Source organism: Streptomyces sp. NPDC052114 (assembly GCF_040680155.1).
GTDB lineage: Bacteria > Actinomycetota > Actinomycetes > Streptomycetales > Streptomycetaceae > Streptomyces.
Genome location: NZ_JBFAWC010000006.1, coordinates 325,552 through 346,280 on the forward strand (window position 1 = coordinate 325,552; position 20,729 = coordinate 346,280).

Annotated in this window: 10 protein-coding genes; 9 read left to right on the forward strand and 1 reads right to left on the reverse strand. The window is 74.6% G+C overall.

Translation table 11 applies throughout. The annotated features are described in order from the left end of the window. Positions 1 to 6: 6 nt before the first annotated feature. Positions 7 to 1,239, reverse strand: coding sequence for a cytochrome P450 (locus AB0L89_RS16125; protein WP_365140693.1), 1,233 nt, complete (start codon positions 1,237 to 1,239; stop codon positions 7 to 9). 318 nt (positions 1,240 to 1,557) lie between these two features. On the opposite strand from AB0L89_RS16125, the gene AB0L89_RS16130 reads away from it, so the two are divergent. The 9 genes from AB0L89_RS16130 to AB0L89_RS16170 all read left to right on the forward strand — a co-directional run bounded on the left by AB0L89_RS16130 (position 1,558) and on the right by AB0L89_RS16170 (position 20,677). Further along, positions 1,558 to 2,454: a proline iminopeptidase-family hydrolase gene (locus tag AB0L89_RS16130; RefSeq protein WP_365140696.1), complete on the forward strand. Its 897-nt coding sequence runs from the start codon at positions 1,558 to 1,560 to the stop codon at positions 2,452 to 2,454. Positions 2,455 to 2,474: 20 nt separating this feature from the next. Next, positions 2,475 to 3,410, forward strand: a complete 936-nt coding sequence (locus AB0L89_RS16135; protein WP_365140699.1) for an ACP S-malonyltransferase — start codon at positions 2,475 to 2,477, stop codon at positions 3,408 to 3,410. A gap of 36 nt (positions 3,411 to 3,446) precedes the next feature. Then, positions 3,447 to 3,698, forward strand: a complete 252-nt coding sequence (locus AB0L89_RS16140) for a phosphopantetheine-binding protein (protein ID WP_365140702.1) — start codon at positions 3,447 to 3,449, stop codon at positions 3,696 to 3,698. 26 nt (positions 3,699 to 3,724) lie between these two features. Beyond that, positions 3,725 to 5,302: an AMP-binding protein gene (locus AB0L89_RS16145; RefSeq protein ID WP_365141068.1), complete on the forward strand. Its 1,578-nt coding sequence runs from the start codon at positions 3,725 to 3,727 to the stop codon at positions 5,300 to 5,302. 68 nt (positions 5,303 to 5,370) lie between these two features. Continuing rightward, on the forward strand, positions 5,371 to 6,855 hold the full coding sequence (locus AB0L89_RS16150) for an AMP-binding protein (protein WP_365141071.1): 1,485 nt from the start codon (positions 5,371 to 5,373) through the stop codon (positions 6,853 to 6,855). After that, complete coding sequence (locus AB0L89_RS16155) at positions 6,852 to 8,093, forward strand: alanine racemase (RefSeq protein ID WP_365140705.1); 1,242 nt, start codon at positions 6,852 to 6,854, stop codon at positions 8,091 to 8,093. The genes AB0L89_RS16150 and AB0L89_RS16155 overlap by 4 nt, the downstream gene beginning before the upstream one ends. Further along, on the forward strand, positions 8,093 to 8,557 hold the full coding sequence (locus AB0L89_RS16160; RefSeq protein ID WP_365140708.1) for a cobalamin-dependent protein: 465 nt from the start codon (positions 8,093 to 8,095) through the stop codon (positions 8,555 to 8,557). The genes AB0L89_RS16155 and AB0L89_RS16160 overlap by 1 nt, the downstream gene beginning before the upstream one ends. Further along, positions 8,554 to 9,825, forward strand: coding sequence for a methylaspartate mutase (locus AB0L89_RS16165; RefSeq protein ID WP_365140711.1), 1,272 nt, complete (start codon positions 8,554 to 8,556; stop codon positions 9,823 to 9,825). The genes AB0L89_RS16160 and AB0L89_RS16165 overlap by 4 nt, the downstream gene beginning before the upstream one ends. 88 nt (positions 9,826 to 9,913) lie before the next feature. After that, on the forward strand, positions 9,914 to 20,677 hold the full coding sequence (locus tag AB0L89_RS16170) for a type I polyketide synthase (protein ID WP_365140714.1): 10,764 nt from the start codon (positions 9,914 to 9,916) through the stop codon (positions 20,675 to 20,677). Positions 20,678 to 20,729 lie beyond the last annotated feature (52 nt).

Genomic DNA, 20,729 nt, shown 5'->3' on the forward strand with positions numbered 1-20,729 from the left:
GGGCCGTCACCAGGTGACGGGCAGTTCGTACAGGCCGTAGACGATCGCGTCGTCCTTGAAGCGCAGCGAGTCGACCGGGGCGGCCAGGCGCAGCGTCGGCAGCCTGCGGAACAGGGTCGAGTAGACGACGTCCAGTTCGAGGCGGGCCAGGTTCTGCCCGATGCACTGGTGGACGCCGTAGCCGAAGGCCACATGGCTGCGCGCCTCGCGGCGCACGTCGAGGCGGTCCGCGTCGGGGAAGACGCTCTCGTCGTGGTTGGCGGAGTTGTTGAGCGGCAGGATGCCCTCGCCCGCGCGGATGGTGACGTCGCCGAGCTCGATGTCCTCCAGGGCGACGCGCGCGGTGCCCGCGTCGGAGATCGAGAAGTAGCGCAGCAACTCCTCGACGGCGCGTGGCATCAGCTCGGGCTCCGCGCGGACGGCGGCCAGCTGGTCGGGGTGCTCCAGGAGCGCCAGGGTGCCGAGCGCGATCATGTTGGCGGTCGTCTCGTGGCCCGTGACCAGCATCAGGCGGGCCATGCTGACGATGTCGGAGTGCTCGACGGCCGGCTCGGCGCGGTTGAACTCGATGAGCCGGCTGATCATGTCGTCGCCCGGCTCGCTCTCCTTGGCGGTGACGAGGCCGTCGACGTACTTGTCGAGTTCGTAGTGCGCGATGCCGCGGTCCTCGTCGCTGATGTCGTGGTTCATGATCGCCCACGCCCACTCCTCGAACCGGGGGTGGTCCTCGTAGGGCACCCCGAGCAGCTCGCAGATCACCAGCGACGGGACCGGCAGCGCCAGGCTGGTCACCAGGTCCACCGGGGCCTGGTTCCCCTTGGCGATCATCTCGTCGATCTGCTGGTCCACGATCTCCTGCACGCGCTCGCGCAGCGCCCGCATCCGGCGCAGCCCGAACTCCGGGGCCAGCATGCGGCGCTGGACCGTGTGGTCCGGCGGGTCCATGGACAGGAACGTCAGCGGCACCGCCTGGAGCATCTCCTCGGGCACCGGCACCTGGAGCGGGTATCCGGGCAGCTTCAGGTTCGCGCTCACCCGCGCGTCGCCGAGGATCTTCTTGTAGTCCTCGTGGCGGGTGACCAGCCAGGTGGGCTTGCCGTTCACCTTCAGTTTGGCCTTCGCGACCGGTTCGTCCTCGCGCATCCGGCCGTACGACTCGGGCGGAGTGAAGGGGCAGGCGCGCCGCATCGGGAAGTCGGGGAGCGCGGCCTCGTGGGCCGGATCGGCAGGAGCAGTCATGATGCCCTCTCGCATCGGGTAACAGGAGCACGTCGGCACCCAGACGGATGCCCGGAGCCGGCGGTCAAGCGGCGCTGTCGGCCTCTCGCACGCTAAGCACCCGCGCACCGCGCGCCACACCCCTAGCGGCCCCTGGTTCCGCGGGATCCCGGTGCCGCGGCCGCACCGGCCGTGACGTGGGCGACATCCCCCTAGGGGCGGCTAGGGGTCCAGCCGCGTCGCGCCGCCGATTAGCTTCGATCACGGATTCCGCATCACGCGGCACACATCCCGTATCGCTTTCCGTCACCGCGTCACGCGCCGAATGAGGTGATCACTGTGTCCCCGCAGCCCAGTGCGAAGGGCACCGTCCCGTTCGGGCCGTACCGGACCTGGTACCGCGTCACCGGTGAACTCGGCGCGGGCCGGCCCGCGGTCGTCGCCGTGCACGGCGGGCCCGGCAGTACGCACGACTACCTGCTGCCGCTTGCCCGCCTGGCCGAGGACGGCTGGCCCGTCGTCCACTACGACCAGCTCGGCAACGGCGGCTCGACCCATCTGCCCGACAAGGGCGCCGACTTCTGGACCGTCGAGCTGTTCGAGCGGGAACTGGCCAACCTCGTCACCGAGTTGGGCATCGCCGACGACTACGTCCTCTACGGCCAGTCCTGGGGCGGGCCCCTGTGCGCCCGGCACGCCATGGGGCGCCCGCCGGGGCTGCGCGGCCTCGTCGTCGCCAACGCGCCCGCCTCGTACCCGATCTGGCTCCAGGAGATGGCCCGCCTGCGCGCCGCGCTGCCGCCGGACGTCCAGGAGACGCTGCGGCGGCACGAGGCGGCCGGTACCTACGAGACGCAGGAGTACCTGGCGGCCATGCGCGTCTTCTACGACCGCCACGTCTGTCGGATCCAGCCCTGGCCGCGCGACTTCCTCTCGTCCTTCATGGAGATCTACAACGACCCGACCGTCTACTACACGATGAACGGGCCGACGGAGTTCCACGTCATCGGCACGCTCAAGGACTGGTCGATCGTCGACGAGCTCGACGCGATCGAGACCCCGACGCTGATCGTCAGCGGCCGCCACGACGAGGCCACCGAGACCGTCGTGCGGCCCTACAAGGACCGGATCCGCGGCGCCCGTTGGGAGATCTTCGAGGAGTCGAGCCATCTGCCGCACCTGGAGGAGCCGGAGCGGTTCCGCGAGGTGCTCACCGACTTCCTGAAGAGCCTGTGAAGGGACACACGGAACCCGCCATGGCCTACGACACCGCTCTCGTCTTCCCGGGCATGGGCCCCAACTCCTTCGCCGACGTCGGCCGGTTCATGGTCGCCGAGCGGCACGCCAGGGAGCTGGTCGCCGTCGCCGACGAGACCCTCGGCTACTCCCTCGTGGACGCCTTCCGGCAGTCCGACGGCGACTACTCGGAGGCCGCGCAGGTCGCCTTCTTCGTCAACTGCCTGGCCAGCGCGTACTGGGCCAGGGACCGCCTCGGCGTCGAAGCGGACGTGGTCACCGGGCCGAGCTTCGGCGAGAAGGCCGCCGTCGCCTACTCCGGTGCCCTGTCCCTGCCCGACGCGATCCGCCTGACCGTCGGCATCGCCCGCTGCCTGGACGACTACTTCGCCCACGAGCACCGGGACATCGTGACGCTCTCCTTCGTGCGTACGCCGAAGGAGCGGCTCGACGAGATCCGCGCCGAACTCGACGACCAGGGGGAGTGGCACGAGATCTCCTGCCACGTCGACGAGGACTTCGCGATGATCTCCCTCTCCGAACACCGCGTGGAGTGGATGGAGAAGCGGCTGCGCGCCGTCGGCGGACTGCCGCTGTACACGATGCGCCCGCCCATGCACGCCTCGGCGTTCGGCCCGCTGCGCGACAAGGCCGAGCGCGAGGTGCTGTCCGCCTTCACCTTCGCCGACCCGACCCCCGCCGTCGTCGCCGACCAGGACGGCGCCCTCCTGCGGACCGGCGAGGAGCTGCGCACCATGCTCCTCGACAGCTTCGTGAAGCCCCTGGACTGGCCGAGCGTCACCACCTCGCTGAAGAACCTCGGCGTACGACGGGTCTGCGTCGCGGGACCCGACAGCCTGTTCGGCCGGGTCCCCTGCACGACCCGCAACTTCGAGGTCGTCGCCGCCCACCCGCGGCTGGCCATGGCCCCCCGGCGCCCCGTTCGCGCCGCCTGAGCAACTCCCCGTACCTGACCCGATGGAGGCAACATCATGTGGGACGACCAGTTCGAACAGGCCGTGCGCACCTTCCTGCCCTTCCTGCCGCCGCAGGAGCCGCTGACGCCCGACGCCGACCTGCGCGACCTCGGCCTGGACTCGCTGGCCACCGTGCAGCTCCTCGGCACCCTGGAGGAGACCTACGGCATACGCTTCCTCGACGGCGCGCTGACCATGGAGACCTTCCGCAGCGCCGGTGTCCTGTGGGCGACCGTGGAGAGCATGCTCCAGCCCTCCGCGAGCTAGCCGGAGCCGCCACCGTGGACCCCACCATGGACGGCACGCTGTCCGGACGCTTCCTGCGGGGCCTGGCCCTGTCCCCGGACCGGCCCGCGCTGCGCGCCGACGGCGCGAGCCCGACGTACCGCGAACTGCACGAGCGCGCACTGACGCTGGCCGGTTCCCTGCTGGCCGGGCTGCCGGACGGTCGGCACACCGTCGGCGTGCTGACCGGCAAGGGCCCCGCGGCGTACGCCGCGCTCCTCGCCGGTCTCTACAGCGGCCTGACCGTCGTACCGCTGCAGCCCGCGTTCCCCGCGGGCCGCACCCGGCAGATGATCGAGGCCGCCGGAGTCGACGTCCTGCTCGCCGCCGACGAGAACCTGCCGGCGCTGGCCGCCCTGCACGAGGAGGGCCTGCGGCTGCCCACGCTCGGACCGGCGGGCGGCGGGCCGATGCCCGTGCTGCCCGTCGACCCGGACAGCGCGCTCAAGGCGCCCATGCCCACGCGGCCCACGGACATCGCCTACGTCCTGTTCACCTCGGGCTCGACCGGCCGGCCCAAGGGTGTGCCGGTCACCCACGCCAACACCGGGCACTATTTCCGCCTCCTGGACCGGCGCTACGACTTCGGCTCCGACGACGTCTTCTCGCAGACCTTCGACCTCAATTTCGACTGCGGGATGTTCGACCTGTTCTGCGCCTGGGGAGCGGGCGCCACCCTCGTGCCGCCCCCGCCGCAGGCCTACCGCAGCATGCCGGAGTTCGCCGCCGAGCACGGCCTGACCGTGTGGTTCTCCACGCCCAGCGCGATCACCCTGATCCGCGGCATGGGCGGGCTGACCCCGGGCGCGCTGCCGTCCCTGCGGTGGAGCTTCTTCGCCGGGGAGGCGCTCGGCTGCCGGGACGCCGAGGACTGGGCCGCCGCGGCGCCCGCCTCGGCGCTGGAGAACCTGTACGGACCCACCGAGCTGACCATCACCGTCACGGCCCACCGCTGGTCGCCGGTGCGCCACCTCAACGACATGGTGCCCATCGGCGCCGTCCACGAGGGCCACGAGGTGCTGCTCCTCGACGACCTCGGCACGCCGAGCGACGCCGACGAGGGCGAACTGTGCGTGGCCGGGCCGCAGTTGACGCCCGGCTACCTCGACCCCGCCGACGACGCCGGACGGTTCCTCGAACACGAAGGACACCGCTTCTACCGCACCGGGGACCGGGTCCGCCGCGCCGACGACGGCGGCTGGCTGTACCTGGGGCGCACCGACGCGCAGGTCCAGGTGCACGGCGTACGCGTCGAACTCGCCGAGGTCGAGGCCGCCGTACGCGGCTGCGAGGGCGTCCAGGACGCGGTGGCCGTGGCGGTCCCCGTGGACGGGACGGCCGAGCTGGCCGTCTTCCACACCGGTGAACCCGTGCCTCCCCTCCGGATCGCCCGCCACCTGCGGCAGGTCCTGCCGGCCGCGGTCGTGCCCCGGGCCTACCACCACCTCGACGCATTCCCCCTGAACCCCAACCGCAAGACGGACCGCAGGCAGCTGGCCGCCCGCGCCGCGGCGGCCATGACTCAGGGCACCGCCGCTCCCGCCGGACGCGGGACCACGGACGAAAGGCAGAACGGGGCGCAGTGAACCGTCAACGGACAACAGAAGCCCGCACCGGGACCCCTCGACGGCAGGCCGCGCGCACGGACGTCACCGTGCACGCGCTGCTCGACGAGGCCACCGCCGCCGCGCCCGACGCGGCAGCCGTCAGCGACGGCACCGGCCGGTGGACCTACCGCGAACTGGCCGCCCACAGCCACGCCGTCGACGCCTGGCTGGAGTCCCGGGGCGTCGGCCACGGCGACCGCGTCCTCGTCCAGGTGCCCAGCACCCGCGAACTGGTCGCGCTGGTCTACGGCACCGCCCGCCGCGGCGCCGTCCTCGTGCCCGTCAACACCGGCATGAAGGACTTCCACCTGCGCGCGGTCATCGCCAACTCCGAGCCCGTCCTGGTCGTCGCCGACGACCGCGCCGTGGACCGGATCGCGGCCCTGACCGAGGCGGTGCCCGTCCTCCCGCTCGGCGAGGTGTGGCGGGACGTCGAGGCACTGCGCGCGAAGGAGGCCCGTTCGGGAGGTGCCCTGGTCGAGCCCGACGACATCGCCGTCCTCGTCTACACCTCCGGCTCCACCGCGGCCCCCAAGGCGGTCGTCTGCCCGCACGGCCGGATGGTCTTCGCCTCCGAGGCGATCGACCTCGAACTCGGCTACCGCCCCGACGACGTGGTGTTCTGCCGGTTCCCCATCTCCTGGGACTACGGCCTCTACAAGGTCCTGATGACCGCCATCGGACGCAGCGAACTCGTCCTCGCCGACGGCGAGTCCGACCTCGTGCTGCTGCGGCGCATCCGCGAGACCGGCGCCACCGTCGTGCCCATCGTGCCGTCCCTGGCCACCATGATCTGCGCGCTCGCCGAGCGCGAACCGCGGCAGGAGTCGCGGGTGCGGATGTTCACCAACACCGGGGCGGCGCTGCCGAAGACCACCGCCGACGGGCTGCGCACCGCGTTCCCCGGCTCCGAGGTCGTCATCCAGTTCGGCCAGACTGAGTGCAAGCGCATCTCCGTGCTGCCGCCGCGGTACCAGGACGCCAAGCCCACCTCGGTCGGCCGCCCGCTGCCCGGCACCCGCGCCTTCGCCGTCGACGACGAGGGCCGCGCACTGGCGCCGGGACAGACCGGCGAGATCGTCGTCGAGGGCCCGCACGTGATGCCCGGCTACTGGCGCGCCCCCGAGCAGACCGCCCGCGCCTTCCGCCCCGCCCCGGACGGCGGACTGCGCCTGCACACCGGCGACTTCGGCCACACCGACGAGGACGGCTTCCTCTACTACGAGGGCCGCCGCGACGACATGTTCAAGCACAAGGGCGTGCGCATGAGCACCACCGAGATCGAGGCCGCCGCCACCGACGTCCCCGGCATCCGGGCCGCCGCCGCCCTCGCGCCCGCCGACGACCGTCCCCTCGCCGTCTTCGTCGAGGGCGAGATCGACCCGCACGTCCTGCTGCGTGAACTCTCCCTGCGCCTGGAGCCCGCCAAGGTTCCCGCGGTCGCCCGCGTCGTCGACGAGCTGCCGCTGACCCTGCACGGCAAGCACGACCGCAAGGAGCTCGCCCGCCTCCTGGAAGGAACCCCGCTGTGACCGGCCCCGCCGAGCTCGCCAAGCGCTTCGGAACCCCCGCCTACGTGTACGACCTCGACCGGGTCGCGGCCGCGCGGAGCGACCTGTTCGCCGCGCTGCCCGAGGAGGTCGAGCTGTTCTACGCCGCCAAGGCCAACCCGCACCCGGAGATCCTGCGCGCGATGCGCGCGGGCGACGGCCGGGTCTGCCGGGCGGAGATCAGCTCCACCGGCGAACTCGCCGCCGTGCTCAAGGCGGGCTTCGCCGGCGCCGACATCCTCTACACCGGCCCCGGCAAGACCGAGGAGGAACTGGCCGAGGCGCTCGCCGAGGGCGTCCGGCTGTTCTCCGTCGAGTCGCTCGGCGACCTGCGGCGCGTCGGCGAGATCGCCGTACGGCTCGGCGTCACCGCCGACTGCCTGCTGCGGGTCAACAACGCCACCGGCGCCGCCGTCACCAGCATCCGGATGACCGGCGTGCCCTCGCAGTTCGGCTTCGACAGCGAGACCCTGCCCGCGCTCGCCGCCGAACTGCGCGACGTGCCCGGCACCACCGTCGCCGGTCTGCACTTCTTCCCGCTCAGCAACGCCAAGGACGAGACCAGCCTGATCGCCGAGTTCCGGCACACCATCGCCCTGGCGGCCGGACTCCAGGAACAGCTGGGCGTGCCGTTCCGCTTCGTCGACATCGGCGGCGGGTTCGCCGCGCCGTACGCGGTGCAGGGCGAGCGGCCGGTCTACGGCACGCTGCGCGAGGCCCTGTCGGACGCGCTCGACGCGCACTTCCCCGGCTGGCGCGGGGGCGCGCCCCGCATCGCCTGCGAGTCGGGCCGCTACCTCGTCGCCGACAGCGGCACGCTGCTGGCCGGTGTCGTCAACGTCAAGGAGAGCCGCGGCCGCCGCTTCCTCATCCTGGACGCCGGGATCAACACCTTCGGCGGCATGTCCGGCCTCGGCCGCATCCTGCCGGTCTCCGTCGAACCCGACGAGTCGCGCGGCGACACCGGCCGCGTGCCCGCCACGCTCGTCGGCCCGCTGTGCACCCCCGGCGATCTGCTCGGCCGGGACGTCGCCCTGCCCGACCTGGCCCCCGGCGACGTCCTGACCGTCCCGAACGCCGGCTCCTACGGACCCACCGCCAGCCTCCTGATGTTCCTCGGCAGACCCGCGCCCGCGGAAGTCGTGGTGCGCGGCGAGGAGCTGGTGTCGGTGTCCCGCATCGAACACCTCCGCACCTACGAGCACGGACAGGCCCTGTGATGACTCTCCCCGCTCCCTTCGACGCCCTGCCCGGCGCCTCCGACGACGCCCCCGTCATCGTCGCCGGCGGCATCTCCGACTCCCACACCTGGAACCTCGTCTTCCTGCAACTGCTCCTGGAGGAGCACGGCCACCGCGTCGTCAACCTCGGCCCCTGCGTGCCCGAGGAGCTGCTGATCTCCGAGGCCCTCGCGCACCGGCCCGCCCTCGTCGTCGTCAGCAGCGTCAACGGCCACGGCTACCAGGACGGCATGCGCACCATCACCCGGCTGCGCGAGCACGCCGAACTCGCCGACGTGCCCGCCGTCATCGGCGGCAAGCTCGGCATCGCGGGCGCCCGCAGCGCCGACGACCTGGCCGCCCTGCGCGCCGCCGGATACGACGAGGTGTTCGACGACAGCCCCGGGGGCGTCGCGGCCTTCCTGCGGATGCTCGGCGGACTGCCGCAGCGGGCCCTGGTGTGACCGGCGACGGGTTCGGCGGATTCGTCCGCCGGGCCCACGACGCCGGGCACCTCGTGGTCCAGCCCCGGATGGGGATGAGCCACCCGGACCTGATGCGCGCGGGCCTGCTCGCCACCCGCGACGCCGCCGCCACGACGGTGGGCACCCTCACCCTGGACAGCTACACCCGGGTCGGGGACCTGGAGTCGGCCGAACTGGCCCTCCTGGAAGGCGTTTCGCTCAACGGCTACCCCATCGTCAGCCACGACAGGGCCACCACCCACCAGGTCCTCGACGGCATCCGGGGACCCGGCTTCCCGGTCCAGGTCCGGCACGGCTCCGCCGCCCCGCAGGACATCTTCCGCGCCCTGATGACCGTCGGCCTCGACGCGTCCGAGGGCGGGCCCGTCTCGTACTGCCTGCCCTACGGCCGCGTCCCGCTGCGCGATTCGGTCGCCAACTGGGCCGAGTCCTGCGCGCTGCTCGCCGCGCTGCGCGAGACCGGCGCCGAGCCGCATCTGGAGACCTTCGGCGGCTGCGTGCTCGGCCAGCTCTGCCCGCCGAGCCTGCTGGTGGCCATCAGCGCCCTGGAAGCGCTGTTCTTCTACCGGCACGGCATCCGCAGCATTTCGGCCAGTTACGCGCAGCAGACCCATGCGCGACAGGACGCCGAAGCGGTGGCCGCATTGCGCAGTCTGCTCGGTGAACTCCTGCCGGACGCCGAATGGCATGTGGTCGTCTACGCCTACATGGGGCTCTATCCGGAGACCCCGCAGGGCGCCTACCGGCTCCTCGGACAGGCCGCCGAACTCGCCGTCGCCAGCGGCTCGGAGCGGCTCATCGTGAAAACCGTCGCGGAATCCCGCCGAATTCCGACCGTCCAGGAAAACGTCGAAGCCCTGGAATACGCGGCCACGGTCGCCGCACGCACCGAGCGCGCCCCGTTGCCGGGCACCGCGTCCCAGACGTACGCCGAGGCGTCCGCACTGGTCAAGGCGGTCCTGGAGATGGACGACGACCTCGGCAAAGCGCTGCTCTCGGCCTTCGCCCTGGGGTATCTCGACGTCCCCTACTGCCTGCATCCGGACAACGCGGGACTCACCAGGAGTTACATCGGCGAGGACGGCAGGCTGCGCTGGGCGGACATCGGGAGGATGCCGCTGGCCGGTATCGCCGACGCCCGTTCCTCGCACGCCATCACGTCCGGGGAACTGATCGCGTCACTGTCCTACATTCGCCGTTCGTTCGACCCGGAAACCACCCCTGGAGCGGTGGCGGGAAAGGGGTAATGGACCTAGGGGTCCGTAAGGGTGGGGCCTTTTCGGGGCCGTCACTACGGTGAGGAAAAAGGCGTCGGTGGAAAGTGGAGATGCGTGCATGAACGGGTCCGGTTCCGACTCAGCGCTGGCACGGCGGCTCGCCGCCACGGCGCCGTCCCAGCACCGCAGGTTCGTCACCGACCTGGTGCGCACCGCCGTCGTCGAGACGATCGAGGCGGCCCGCCCGGACACCGCCGGCACGGTGGACGCCTCCTTGCCCTTCACCGACCTCGGACTCGACTCGCTCGCCGCGGTCGACCTGCACCGGCGCCTGACCGAACGCACCGGCCTCGACCTGCCCGTCACCGTCGCCTACAACTGCCCGACGGTCGACGCCATGGCCGCACGGCTGCTCGCCGACGCCCTCGGCGCGGCGGACGACGAGAGCGGGACGCCGGTGCCCACGGGCCCGGCCGACGAGCCGGTCGCCGTCGTCGGCATCGGCTGCCGCTTCCCTGGCGGCGTCGGCTCGCCCGCCGACCTGTGGCGGCTCCTGTCCGAGGGCGGCGAGGTGCTCACGGGATTCCCCGACGACCGGGGCTGGGACCTCGCCGCGCTGTACGACGAGGACCCCGAGGTGGCGGGCAGCGCCTACGTCCGCTCCGGCGGCTTCCTCGACACGGCCACCGAGTTCGACGCCGACTTCTTCGGCATCAGCCCGCGCGAGGCGCTGGCCATGGACCCACAGCAGCGCCTTGTCCTTGAGACCTCCTGGCAGGCCCTTGAGGACGCCGGGATCGACCCCACCGCGCTGCGCGGCACCCCGGCCGGCATGTTCTTCGGCGCTGAGATCCAGGAGTACGGGCCGCGCCTGCACGAGGCGCCCGACGGCCTCGACGCCCACCTCCTGACCGGCAACGCCTCCAGCGTCATCTCCGGCCGCGTCGCCTACGTCCTGGGCGCGGAGGGCCCCGCGGTCACCGTCGACACGGCCTGCTCCGCGTCCCTGGTCGCCGTGCACCTGGCCTGCCGTTCGCTCAGGCAGGGCGAGTCGTCCCTCGCGCTGGCGGGCGGCGTCGCCGTGCTGGGCGGGCCCGGCGTGTTCACCGCCTTCAGCCGCCAGCGCGGCCTGGCCCCCGACGGCCGCTGCAAGGCGTTCTCCGCCGACGCCGACGGCACCGGCTTCGCCGAGGGCGTCGGCGTCCTGGTCCTCGAACGGCTCAGTGACGCCCGGCGCAACGGCCACCGGGTCCTCGCCGTCGTCCGCGGCTCCGCCATCAACCAGGACGGCGCGAGCAACGGCCTCACCGCGCCCAGCGGCTCCGCCCAGCAGCGCCTCATCCGGCGGGCCCTGGCCGACGCCGGGCTGACCGCCGCCGATGTCGACGTGGTCGACGGACACGGCACAGGCACCCGGCTCGGCGACCCCATCGAGGCGACCGCGCTGCTCGCCACGTACGGCCGGGGCCGCGCGGCCGACGCGCCGCTGCTGCTCGGCTCTGTCAAGTCCAACCTGGGCCACACGCAGGCCGCCGCGGGCGTCGCCGGCGTGATCAAGATGATCCTCGCCATGGAACACGGGCAGGTGCCGAGGACCCTGCACGTGGACGCGCCGAGCCCGCACGTCGACTGGTCGTCCGGCGCCGTCGAGCTGGTCACCGAGGCCAGGCCGTGGCCCGAGACGGGCGCGCCGCGCCGCGCGGGCGTGTCGTCGTTCGGCGTCAGCGGGACGAACGCGCACGTGCTGCTGGAACTGCCGCTCCCGGAGGAGGACATGTCGGCCGGCGGGACGCCGGCCGACCTCCCGGCGGCGGGCTCCACGGCCGACATCGCGCCCGCTCTCCTCCCCTTCCCCCTCTCCGCGCGCGGCCCCGCCGCCCTGCGCGCCCGAGCCGCCGACCTGCTGCCCCTGGTGGACGAGGCCGAGCCCCTGGACCTCGCGTACTCCCTGGCCACCACGCGCGCCGCGCTCTCCGACCGCGCCGTGCTCGTCGCCGGTGACCGCGAGGGGCTGCGCGAGGCGCTCACCGCCCTGGCCTCCGGAGCCGCCCCCACAGCAGCCGCCGGGGAGGGCACCCTCGGCTTCCTCTTCACCGGCCAGGGCAGCCAGCGCACCAACATGGGCCGTGAACTGGTCGCCACCGAGCCGGAGTTCGCCGACGCGCTCGACACCGTCTGCGGCTATCTGGACCTGCACCTCGAACTCCCGCTGTACGACGTCCTGTTCGCCGCTCCCGGCTCGGACGAGGCGGAGCTGCTGCACCGCACCGAGTACGCCCAGCCCGCCCTGTTCGCCCTCGAAGTGGCGCTGTACCGACTCCTGGAGAGCCGGGGCCTGACGCCCGACCACCTCGCCGGGCACTCCATCGGCGAGATCGCCGCCGCGCACGTCGCCGGGGTCCTCACCCTGGCGGACGCCGCGATCCTCGTCACCGCGCGCGGCCGGCTCATGCAGCGGCTGCCCGAGGGCGGCGCCATGATCTCCGTCCGCGCCGCCGAGGACGAGGTCACGCCGCTGCTCACCGCGCGCACCGGCATCGCCGCCGTCAACGGCCCCGCCTCCGTCGTCGTCTCCGGCGACGAGAGCGACGTACAGGGCATCGCCGACGCACTCGCCGCGCGCGGCCACGACACCAAGCGCCTGCGGGTCAGCCACGCCTTCCACTCGCCGCTGATGGAGCCGATGCTGGCCGAGTTCCGCCGCATCGCCCACGTCCTCGACTACGCCGAGCCCACCCTGCCCGTCGTGTCCACCGTCACCGGCGAGCTGGTCACCACCGAGATGAGCGACCCCGAGTACTGGGTCGAGCACGTGCGCGCGCAGGTCCGCTTCCGCGACGCCGTGCGCCACCTCGCCGACGCCGGAGTGCGTACGTTCCTGGAGATCGGCCCCGACGCCGTGCTGTCCGCCATGGCCGCCGACTGCACGGACGTCCCCGGCACCGCCTTCCTGCCCGTGCTGCGCCGTGACAGGTCCGAGGCCCACGAGGCGCTCTCCGCGCTGGCCGCCGCGCACGCCCGCGGCGTCCCGGTCGACTGGGAGCGCCACTTCCGTGGCCGCGGGGCCCGGCACATGGCGCTGCCGGCCTACCCCTTCCAGCGCCGCAGGTTCTGGCTGGCGCAGGGCGCCGCCACCGACGCCGGGGACCTCGGCCAACTCCCCGCCGGACACCCGCTGCTGGGCGCCGTCGTCGCGGTGGGTGCCGAAGGCGTCGTCCTCACCGGACGCATCTCGACCCGCACCCACCCCTGGCTCGCCGACCACGTCATCTCCGGCCGCGTCCTCTTCCCCGGCACCGCCTTCGTCGAACTCGCCCTGCGTGCGGGGGACCACGTCGGCGCCGGCACCCTGGAGGAGCTGACGCTCGGCGCGCCCCTGGTGCTCGCCGCGGACGGCGGCGCGGCGATCCAGGTCGCCGTCGCGGAGCCCGACGACGCCGGCCGCCGCGCCGTCACCGTCCACTCCCGCCCCGACGGCGACGACACCGCGCCCTGGACCCGCCACGCCACCGGCACCCTCACCGCCACCACCCCCGTCCCCGCGCCCGACCTCACCGTCTGGCCGCCCCGGAGCGCCGAGCCGCTCGACGTCACCGGCGTCTACGCGGACCTCGCCGACCAGGGCTACGGCTACGGCCCCGCCTTCCAGGGGCTGCGCGCCGCCTGGCGGCACGGGGACGACGTCTACGCCGAAGTGGCCCTGCCCGAACCGGCGTCCGGCGACGCCGCCGGGTTCGGCCTGCACCCCGCGCTCCTCGACGCCGCCCTGCACGCCGCCGACCTCGACGCGGCACCGAGCGCCGAGGTGCTGCTGCCCTTCGCCTGGACCGGCGTCACCCTGCACGCCACCGGCGCCGCGGCCGTCCGCGTGAAGATCTCCCGGACCGGCCCCACCGCCATCGCCCTGCACCTCGCCGACACCACCGGCGCCCCGGTCGCCGACATCGGCGGCCTCACGTCCCTGCCCGTTCCCGGCGACACCGACGTGCTGTACGCCGTGAGCTGGCCGCCGCACCCCCGCCCGGCCACCACGGCGCCGCTGCGGATCGCCGTCCTCGACGGCGGCCCCGACACCCTGCCCGAGGGCGCGGCCCCGGACCTCGCCGTCCACCGCGTGCCCGCCGCGCCCGACGCCTCCGCCGCCGACGCCCGCGCGGCCACCTCGCGCGTGCTCGGCCTGCTGCGCGAGTGGCAGCGCGACGAACGGGCCGCAGGCGTGCGCCTCGCCGTCGTCACCTCGCCCGACGGTCCGGCCCACGCGGCCGTCCGCGGCCTGGTCCGCGCCGCGCAGGCCGAGAACCCCGGCCGCTACGTCCTGATCACGCACGACACGCTTCCGGGCGACGCCGAACTGCGTACCGTACTCGCCACCGGAGAGCCCGAAGTGGCGCTCACCGGAGGCCGGTTGACCGCACCCAGGCTGACCGCCCTGCCCGCCGCCGCGACCGCCTCCGCCGCCGACTGGGGCACCGTCCTCGTCACCGGCGGCACCGGGGGACTGGGCGCCCTCCTCGCCCGCCACCTCGTGCGCGAGCACGGCGTACGCGGCCTGGTCCTCGTGAGCCGCCGCGGCCACGCCCCCGACCTCGCGGCCGAACTGACCGGTCTGGGCGCCGAAGTGACCGTCGCGGCCTGCGACGTGGGCGACCGCGAGGCGCTGCGCGGGCTCCTCGCCGAGCACCCCGTCGACTCCGTCGTCCACGCGGCGGGCACCGTGCGCGACGGCGTCGTCGACGGCCTCACCGACGCCATGGTCGAGGAGGTCTTCCACGCCAAGGCCGACGGCGCCTGGCACCTGCACGAGCTGACCCGCGACCGGGACCTGCGCCACTTCGTCCTGTTCTCCTCGCTCGCCGCCGTCCTGGACGGCGCGGGCCAGGGCAACTACGCCGCCGCCAACGCCTATCTGGACGCCCTCGCCGAGCACCGCGCGGCCCTCGGGCTGCCCGCCACCGCCCTCGCCTGGGGCCTGTGGGCCACCGACACGGGCATGGGCGCCGCCCTCGACGACGCCACCCTCGGCCGCATCGCCGGCTACGGCCTGCCCGGCCTGACCGCCGCGCGCTCCCTGGCACTGTTCGACGCGGCCGTCCGCTCCGGCGCGCCCCGCGTGGTCCCCGTCGAGATCGACGCGGCCGCCGTGCGCCGCCGCCCCGACGGCATACCCCCGCTGCTCGGCGCCGTCGTCCGGCCCGTCGCCCGGCGGGCGGCCGTCGCCCCGGCCGGTGCGGGGGACGGCGCGGGCGGCACCCTCGCCGCGCTGATGCCCGCCGAACGCGGCCGCGCGCTCGTGGAGTTGGTGCGCACCGAGGTCGCCGCCGTGCTGCGGCACGACGGCGCGTCCGCCATCGACCCCACCCGCGCCTTCACCGAGCTCGGCTTCGACTCGCTGGCCGCCGTCGAACTGCGCAACCGGCTCGGCACCGCGACCGGGCTCCAGCTGCCCGCCACCCTCGTCTTCGACTACCCGACCTCCCAGGCGCTCGCCGACCACATCCGCGACACCCTCTTCGGCGCCGAGCGGCAGGACACCGCCCACGCCGCCGCACCCCACGCCGCCGCCGACGACGACCCGATCGCGATCGTCGGCATGAGCTGCCGCTACCCCGGCGGCGTCGGCTCGCCCGAGGAACTGTGGCGGCTTGTCGCCGACGGCGTCGACGGCGTCTCCGACTTCCCCGCCGACCGGGGCTGGGACACCGAGGCGCTCTACGACCCGGAGCCGGGCACGCCCGGACGCACGTACACCCGCGAGGGCGCCTTCCTGTACGACGCGGCGCAGTTCGACGCCGGCTTCTTCGGGATCAGCCCGCGCGAGGCCGTCGCCATGGACCCCCAGCAGCGCCTGCTCCTGGAGGTCTCCTGGGAGGCCCTGGAGCGCGCCGCCATCGACCCCGCGGCGCTGCGCGGCTCCCGTACGGGAGTCTTCGCCGGCGTGATGTACCACGACTACGGCACCTGGCTGACCGAGGTGCCCGAGGACGTCGCCGCCTACCTCGGCAACGGCAGCCTCGGCAGCGTCGTCTCCGGCCGCGTCGCCTACGCCCTCGGCCTGGAGGGGCCCGCCGTCACCGTCGACACCGCCTGCTCCTCCTCGCTGGTCACCCTGCACCTGGCGGCCCAGGCGCTGCGCCAGGGCGAGTGCGAGCTGGCCCTCGTCGGCGGCGTCACCGTGATGTCCACGCCCGACACGTTCGTGGACTTCGCCCGCCAGCGCGGCCTTGCCGCCGACGGCCGCTGCAAGTCGTTCGCCGACGCGGCCGACGGCACGGGCTGGGGCGAGGGCGTCGGCATGCTCGTCGTCGAGCGGCTCTCCGACGCCCGGCGCAACGGCCACCAGGTGCTCGCCCTGGTCCGCGGCTCCGCCGTCAACTCCGACGGCGCCTCCAACGGCCTCACCGCCCCCAACGGCCCCTCCCAGCAGCGCGTCATCCGGGCCGCGCTGGCCGGCGCCGGACTGACCACCGCCGACGTCGACGCCGTCGAGGCGCACGGCACCGGCACCACCCTCGGCGACCCCATCGAGGCCCAGGCGCTGCTCGCCACCTACGGCCAGGACCGGCCCGAGGGACGCCCCCTGTGGCTCGGCTCCATCAAGTCCAACATCGGCCACACGCAGGCCGCCGCCGGTGTCGCGGGCATCATCAAGATGGTCATGGCCATGCGCCACGCCACCCTGCCGCGCACCCTGCACGTCGACGCGCCCTCCGGCCAGGTCGACTGGACGGCCGGGGCGGTGGAACTGCTCACCGAGTCCCGCCCGTGGCAGGAGACGGACCGGCCGCGCCGCGCGGGCGTCTCCTCGTTCGGCATCAGCGGCACCAACGCCCACGTCATCATCGAGGAGTTCGCCGCACCCGAGGCGGCCGAACCCGCCCCCGGCACGGCCCCGCCCGTGCTCGCCCTGCCGCTCTCCGCCCGCGCGCCCGAGGCGCTGCCCGCCCAGGCCGCCCGGCTGCGTGAGTCGGCCGGCGCCGATCCCGCCGACCTCGGCCTCGCGCTCGCCACGACGCGCGGCACGCACCCGCACCGCGCCGTCGTCGTCGCCACGGACGCCGACGAGGCCGCCGCGGGCCTCGACGCGCTCGCCCACGGCGGCACGGCACCCGGCCTGCTCGTCACCGGCTCCGTGACCGAGGGCGGCCTGGCCTTCCTGTTCTCCGGGCAGGGCGCCCAGCGCCCCGGCATGGGACGGGAGTGGTACGAGACGTATCCGGTGTACGCCGAGCACTTCGACGCGGTCGCGGCGCTCTTCGCCGAGCACCTCCCGCGCCCGCTCGCCGAGGTCGTCTTCGGCGACGACGCGGCGACGCTGGAGCAGACCGCGTACACCCAGGCCGCCCTGTTCGCCACGCAGGTCGCGCTCTACCGGCTCCTGGAGTCCCTCGGCCTGCGGCCCGACCGGCTCGCGGGCCATTCGATCGGCGAGTTCGCCGCCGCGCACGTCGCGGGCGTGTGGTCCCTGACGGACGCCGTCACCGCCGTCGCCGCGCGCGGCCGGCTCATGCAGGCACTGCCCGAGGGCGGCGCGATGGTCTCCCTACAGGCGACGGAGGACGAGGTGACGCCGCTGCTCACCGACGGCGTCGGCATCGCCGCCGTCAACGGCCCCCGCTCCGTCGTCGTCTCCGGCGACGAGGACGCCGTCACCGCGCTCGCCGAGCGCTTCACCACCACACGGCGGCTGCGCGTCTCCCACGCCTTCCACTCGCCCCGCATGGCACCGATGCTGGACGAGTTCCGGCGGATCATGGCCGCGCTCCCCGCCGCCGAACCGCGCATCCCGATCGTGTCCACCCTCACCGGCACCCCCGCCGGACCCGGCCAACTGACCACCGCCGACTACTGGGTACGGCACGTGCGCGAGCCGGTGCGCTTCGCCGACGCCGTCACCGCCCTCGCCGGCCTCGGCATCGACACCTTCCTCGAACTCGGCCCCGCCGCCGTCCTCAGCGCCATGGGCCCGGACTGCGTCGACGACACCGCCGCCCCGGACGGCATCGCCTTCGTGCCCACCGTCCGCAAGGACACCCCGCAGGTGCCCGGACTGCTCGCCGCCGTGGCCGCCGTCCACACCCGGGGAGCCGACGTCGACTGGGCCGCCCTGTACGAGGGGTACGCGGGCCGCCGCGTCGCGCTGCCGACGTACGCCTTCCAGCACCGCCACTTCTGGCTGGACGTGCCCGTCGCCAAGGGCGATGCCACCGGCCACGGACTCGCCCCCGTGGACCACCCCCTGGTCAGCGCGCGGGTCCACCTCGCGGGCGGCGACGGCGTGCTGCTCACCGGCCGGATCTCCACCGCCACCCACCCGGTCCTCGCCGAACACGCCGTGCTCGGCACGGTGCTGCTGCCGGGCGCCGCGCTCGTCGACCTTGCCCTGCACGCGGGCGCCCTGGTCGGCCTGCCCGCCCTGGACGAACTGACGCTCCAGGCGCCGCTCGTCCTGCCCGGGGACACCGCCGTACACCTCCAGGTCGCCGCGCGTCCCGACGGCAGCGTCGAGATCCACTCGCGCCCCGCGGACGCCCCCGCCGACGAGGACTGGACCCGCCACGCCACCGGCACCCTGACCGTTGCCGCCGATGCCGCCCCGGAGCCGCTGGGCACCTGGCCGCCACCGGGCGCGACCCCCGTCGACGTCAGCGGCCTCTACCCGCGCATGCACACCGAGGGCTATGACTACGGCCCCGTCTTCCGCGGCGTACGGACCGCCTGGCGGCGCGGCGACACCGTGTACGCCGAGCTCGAACTGCCCGCCGACGCACGGCAGGACGCCGCCCGCCACGGCCTGCACCCCGCGCTCCTGGACGCGGCCCTGCACGCCACCACGCTGCTCGACGGCGCGGGCGAGGGCGACGGCGGTGAGGGCGTGGCCCTGCCCTTCGCCTGGACGGACGTCACCCTGCACGCCCAGGGTTCACTCGCCGCCCGCGTCCGCGTCACCCCCGGACCCGACGGCACCCGCATCGACCTCGCCGACGCCGACGGCGAACCCCTCGCCACCGTCGGGTCGTTCGTGACCCGGACCGTCACCCCCGCCGGGCTCGCCCGGCAGCAGCGCTCGCTGTACGCCGTGGAGGCCGTCCCGCTGCCCGAGGCCGCCGCCCGGCCCGACCGCCGCACCTGGGCGGTCCTCGGCGACGACGACCTCGGCCTCGGCTGCCCCGCGCACGCCGACCTCGCCGCGCTCGGCGCCACCGTGCCCGACGTGGTCGTCCTGCCGGTACGGGCCCCGAAGGCCGACGGCGACGCGGTGCCGGGCGCCGTCCGCGCCGCGCTCCACGCCGCGCTGGAACCGGTCCGGAGCTGGCTCGCCGACGAGCGCTACGCCGACGCCGTGCTCCTGGTCCTCACCGGCGACACCCTCGCCGACGCCCCCGTACGCGGCCTCGTGCGCGCCGCGCAGGCCGAGGACCCCGGCCGGATCGTCCTCGCCCGCCCGGAGGGCGCGCTGCCCGACCGTGCCGCGCTCGGCGCCGCCCTCGACACGGGCGAGCCCGAAGTGCTCTGGCGCGACGGCCGGGCGTGCGCGCCCCGCCTTGCCAGGGCCGAGGCCACGGGCGAGCCAGGCGGCGCCGACTGGGGCACCGTCCTGATCACCGGCGGCACCGGCGGACTCGGCGCCCTCGTGGCCCGCCACCTCGCGGCCCGGCACGGCGTCACCCGCCTCGTCCTCGCGGGCCGCCGCGGCCCCGAAGCGCCCGGCGCCGACGCGCTGCGCGCCGAACTGGCGGCCCTCGGCGCCCACGCCGACCTGGTGGCCTGCGACGCCGGCGACCGGGACGCCCTCGCCGCCCTCCTCGACCGGCACCCCGTCGACAGCGTCGTGCACACCGCGGGCGTCCTCGCCGACGCCACGGTCGGCGCGCTCACCCCCGAGCGCGTCGAGACCGTGCTGCGCCCCAAGGCGGACGCCGCCTGGCACCTGCACGAGCTGACCCGCGAGAGGGACCTGCGCCACTTCGTGCTGTTCTCCTCGGCCGCGGGCACCCTCGACGGCTCGGGCCAGGGCAACTACGCCGCCGCCAACGTCTTCCTCGACGCGCTCGCCGAGCACCGCGCCACCCTCGGGCTGCCCGCCACCTCCCTCGCCTGGGGGCTGTGGGCCGGCGCCGGAGGCATGGGCGGCCGGCTCGACGAGGCCGACCTGCGGCGCATCGAACGCTCCGGCATCGGCGCGCTCGACCCCGACGAGGGCCTCGACCTGTTCGACGCCGCCGTCGCCACCGGCCTGCCCGCCCTCGTCCCCGTCGCCCTCGACACCGCCGCGCTGCGCCGCCGCGGCGACGACGTGCCCGCCGTGCTGCGCGCGCTCGCCGGAGTCACCGCACGCGCCGCGCACACCGACCGGGCCCGTACCCTCGCCGAGCGCCTGGCCGACCTGCCCGCCGCCGACCACGAGCACACCGCGCTCGACCTGGTCCGCACCGAGGTCGCCGCCGTGCTCGGGCACGCCGGGGCCGCCGCCGTCGAACCCCGGCGCGCCTTCACGGAGCTGGGCTTCGACTCGCTCGCCGCCGTGGAGCTGCGCAACCGGCTCGGCGCGGCCGTCGGACTGCGGCTCCCCTCGACCCTCATCTTCGACTACGCCACCCCCGTGGCACTCGCCGGACACCTGCTCGACCGGGTCCGGCCCGCCGCCCCCGAGGCCCCCGCGGCCGGGGCGGCCGACGACGCCGAGGTGCGCGACCTGCTCGCCGCCATCCCCGTCGCCCGCATCCGGGAGGCCGGGCTCCTCGACAGCCTCCTGAAGCTGTCCGAGCCGGCCGCCCCGACGGGCCCGGCGACACCGCGCGAGGCCGACCCCGCCGTGGACATCAAGTCCATGGACGTCGCGGACCTCGTGCGCGCGGCGCTCGACACCAGCACCGCCCCGTGACCCCGCGCCGCGACACCCCGGCGCCGCCGAGCAATCAGGGAGCGACACCGAC

What these genes read in the sequence shown, in the direction of transcription:
- AB0L89_RS16170 (WP_365140714.1), top strand. Translation starts at nt 9,914, where the DNA reads ATGAACGGGTCCGGTTCCGACTCAGCGCTGGCACGGCGGCTCGCCGCC.
- AB0L89_RS16125 (WP_365140693.1), bottom strand. Translation starts at nt 1,239, where the DNA reads ATGACTGCTCCTGCCGATCCGGCCCACGAGGCCGCGCTCCCCGACTTC.
- AB0L89_RS16140 (WP_365140702.1), top strand. Translation starts at nt 3,447, where the DNA reads ATGTGGGACGACCAGTTCGAACAGGCCGTGCGCACCTTCCTGCCCTTC.
- AB0L89_RS16160 (WP_365140708.1), top strand. Translation starts at nt 8,093, where the DNA reads ATGACTCTCCCCGCTCCCTTCGACGCCCTGCCCGGCGCCTCCGACGAC.
- AB0L89_RS16135 (WP_365140699.1), top strand. Translation starts at nt 2,475, where the DNA reads ATGGCCTACGACACCGCTCTCGTCTTCCCGGGCATGGGCCCCAACTCC.
- AB0L89_RS16145 (WP_365141068.1), top strand. Translation starts at nt 3,725, where the DNA reads ATGGACGGCACGCTGTCCGGACGCTTCCTGCGGGGCCTGGCCCTGTCC.